Source organism: Streptomyces anandii JCM 4720, assembly GCF_014650655.1.
Taxonomy (GTDB): domain Bacteria; phylum Actinomycetota; class Actinomycetes; order Streptomycetales; family Streptomycetaceae; genus Streptomyces; species Streptomyces anandii.
Genome location: NZ_BMVJ01000028.1, coordinates 11359 through 15194, shown reverse-complemented (window position 1 = coordinate 15194; position 3836 = coordinate 11359). Strand labels below are relative to the sequence as shown.

At 71.1% G+C, this 3836-nt stretch carries 2 protein-coding genes; both read left to right on the top strand.

Annotated elements, in window-relative coordinates; translation table 11 throughout:
• Positions 1–1318: sensor histidine kinase (locus IE249_RS31875; protein ID WP_229859713.1), on the top strand; the 1318-nt coding region annotated here is incomplete at its 5' end.
• A gap of 394 nt (positions 1319–1712) precedes the next feature.
• Positions 1713–2948 carry a PP2C family protein-serine/threonine phosphatase gene (locus IE249_RS31865; RefSeq protein ID WP_189710449.1) on the top strand — a complete coding sequence of 412 codons (1236 nt, stop codon included), beginning with the start codon at positions 1713–1715 and terminating at the stop codon, positions 2946–2948.
• Positions 2949–3836: the final 888 nt, after the last annotated feature.

The following is a 3836-nucleotide window of genomic DNA, read 5'->3' as shown; positions in this document are numbered from 1 at the left end:
CGCCTCCATGCTCGCCGAGGTCACGGAGGAGAACATCGAAAAAGGTCAGCTCAACGCGTTGCCCGATGTCGTCCGCGACTACGCCACCCGTACCGGCGGGCATGTCATCGTCACCGACAAGCAGGGAATCGTCCTGGCCGACTCGGACCCGGCCGGCCGGACCGGTATCAGCCTCGCCGCGCAGCCGGACATCGCCCGCGCCCTGCGCAATCAGCCCACCTTCACCACCACGACCGACAGCGCCGGCCGTGATGTGCTGTCCTCGACCATGCCCGGCTCCTCCGGCACCACCATCCGCGGAACCCTGCGGCTGACCTATCCCCTGGATCAGGTCAGCACCCGGGTGCACCGCATCTGGGGGGCTCTTGCCCTGGCCGGGGCCGGCATTCTGGCGCTGGTCGCACTGGTCGCGTTCAGCCTGGCCCGCTGGATCACCCGGCCCCTGCGCACCCTGGAGGCCGCGACCGCCCAACTCGCCGACGGCCGGCTCACCACCCCGCCCGACGCCACCACCGGGCCGCCCGAACTCCGCCGCCTCGCCGCCTCGTTCACCCGCACCGCCGCCCGGCTCCAGCACCTGCTGCGGGCCCAGCAGGCGTTCGCCTCGGAAGCCTCCCACCAGCTCAAGACCCCGCTGACCGCGTTGCGGCTGCGGCTGGAGAACTTCGAGCCCTACCTCGACCCGTGTGCGCACGGCAGTCTGGAGGAGGCCGTGGGGGAGGTCGAACGCCTCGGCCGCATGGTTCAGGGTCTACTGGCACTGGCCCGTCTGGAGAACGCCGCGACCACCCCTGAACCGGTCGACCTGGACGCCGTCGTCGCCGACCGGGTGGCGATGTGGGAGCCGCTGGCGGCCGAGCAGTACGTCGCCCTGTACATCAGCGGCCCGCCCGTCGGCCCCGTGTGGGCGATCCCCGGTGCGTTGGAGCAGATCGTCGACAACCTCCTCGCCAATGCCCTGCGGGTCTCCCCACCAGGTACGACCATCACCCTGCGCCGTGCTCCCGGCACCGCACTCCACGTCATCGACCAAGGGCCGGGCATGAGCGACGCCGACCGGGAGCGGGCCTTCGACCGGTTCTGGCGCTCCTCTGACTCCCACCACGACGGCACTGGCCTCGGCCTGCCCATCGTCCGCCACCTCGTCCATACCTCCGGCGGCACCATCAGTCTCCACCCCGCCCCCGGCACCGGCCTCGACGCCCGTATCCGACTGCGTCCTGTCACCGCGCGCCCCAGCGAAGGACGGCCGGGAGCAGAGGACTTCAGCTCGTGCCGCACCCACAACCGTCGCACGAAGGCGGCCGGCCGCCGGTGAGATCGTGCAGGAAGCGCTCAGGTCCCGAAGGGCGGGAGCTGCAGCACGGCGAGGTCGTCGCGCAGCCGCGGGACGCGCCCGGGTGGCGGTGGCGGCCCTCATCGGTCGGTCGCCGGCCAGTGCCCGGTTTCGTCCCGAGGAAGGCACTCGGGGGGGCTGGCGGTGAAGGTCCGCACAGTCCTGGAGGCCTTCGGTTTCCGGCCGCTGCCGCTGCGGTTGCCCGACGCCGACGGGAATGCCCTCGAGATCCGCAAGCCGCCACGGAGACCAGGCCATCGCGGGCTCGCCGGATCCAACGGCCTGATCGTCCTCCGCGAACGGGTGTGGCGGATGCACACTCCGGGAGCAGCCCGCAGGGCCGTCTAGAGTGTTCGGTGTGGCGGACCGTTCTCGGATGATTCGGACACCGCCGACGGCCGGGACCGTCGGACAGGGTGCGTCAGCCCTGCACGAAGAAGTGCCCGCCGAGCTGATCGCACTGGGCGAGGCATCAGCTGCCATCGGTACCACACTCGACGAGGACACGACCCGCGTCGAACTGACCCGAGCGGCTGCCCGGCTCGTGGGCGGCGCAGTGGCCGTGATGGAGGTCGACCGCGAGGCCGACGCGGTGTACGAGGCCGTCTGCGGCGATCCCGCGATGCTGCCCGACGCCTGGTGGGCCGCGTCCGTGGCACGGGAAGCGGCCGACACCCAGGGCAGCTGTGGCATCGCTACCGCGTCCAGGGACGCCTGGTCGGCTGTGTGCGTACCGATCGCCGCCCACGGCCGCTGCTACGGAGTTTTGACGTGCGCCCGTGAGGGAGGGCCGTTCACTGCGGCGGAGGCGAAGCTCGTGGTCCTCCTCGCCGGGCACGCCGCGTCCCACATCCGGCATGCCAGGGAGCACGCCGCGGTGAGCAGCATCGTCGGCAAGCTGCAGCGTGCCCTGCTCGCCGAGCCGGGCCGGCCGCACCCCAATCTGAACGTCGCCATCCGGTACCTGCCCGTCGGCCACAGCACGCTGATCGGCGGTGACTGGTGCGAGACCGTCCGGCTGCATTTCGGCCACACACTGCTCGTCGTCGGGGACGTGATGGGGCACGGCCTGGAAGCCGCCGTCGACATGACCGCCTACCGGTCGTCTCTGCGCTACACCGCCTCCACCGATCTGCCGCCCCACCGTGTGCTGCGGCAGCTGGACGACGCGGCTTCCAAGGAGCCGGACCGCAGACCCGCCACCTGCCTGATCGTGCAGGTCGACCCCAATCGCGGCCAGATCACGCTGGCCAGTGCCGGGCACCTGCCACCCGCCGTGATCGACCGGGTGGGCCGGACCTCTCTGCTGCCGGTACCCGTAGGACCGCCGCTGGGCACCGGACTGGGCGGTTATGAAGCGGTCACCTACCGGCTGGACGCCTCACAGACCCTTGTGTTGTTCACCGACGGGCTCGTCGAACGCCGCGGCGAGGACATCGACCAATCGCTGAGCCGTCTGACAGACGTGGACTTCAAGAGTGCGACGGGCCTGGACGCCATCCTCGACACGATGCTCGCCCGACTTGACGCGCACAGGGCCGAGGACGACGTCGCGGTACTGGCGGCAAGACTGCAGCAGCACCCCGGCTCCGGCACAGCCACGGGCCAGTAGCCGAGGCCAGCGGGTCCGCAGCGATGGCGACAGCCGCACGATGGAGACCCGGAGCGCAACCCCTGCGGTTTCCCGCGAAAGCGACGAGGAGCGCAGGAGTCGCGGCCTGACCAGCAGGTCTTGCCCCGCACGGCGCGCTCCCGCACACCGCGGTGAACAGGGGCACTGCCTGGGATGCCGCTTACGCTGGAGATACGTGCCGCTCTCGAGACATCCGGGAGGTGTGCCGTGACCCGCGCCCACCACTTCCACCTCGAAGTAGAAGGTCACTCGGTGACGGTTCAGACCCGCCACGCCGCACGTACCACCGAGCTGCTCGTGGACGGAAAGGTGGTCGGATATCAGCAGACCCCAGCGCGACACCGCCCCTCCGCCACCGCGCTCACCGCCGAACTGCCAGGTGACCCACCGAAGCCCTTCGCCGTGACACTCCACACCGGTGAGGCCGCCGAGAGCGCCCCCACTTGCGTATTGGAGATCGCTGGACGCAGCCATCCCATGCCCGAGTTTCCACCGACCCGACCCGGCATCGCCCCTCCCCCAGCGGCCCGCTCCCCGCTGCGGCAGGCCCGCAGGCTGCTGCGCCACACCCTGCGCAGGTGGAGTTGACGGATGAAGAAGCGGCCCCTGAGGCCGGCGCACGGCGTCGAGGAGCCCAGGCGTGGGCCGCGGGTTCCCCCCAGCCCCACAGCGGCAGCTCTCCTAGCGGGTCCGGCTACGAGGCAGGTCTTGCCGTGGCCAGGGCCGTGGGCGGTGTCCCTGCGGGCGATCTTCGATGTCATCCCGCGAGCACGAGGAGCACTCCGCGCGGGCGAGGCCGGACACCGACTCCGGTCCAGTCCGGCAGGCGCCGCCGGCGCGTCACACCGCATCGTCTCGGCAAGACGA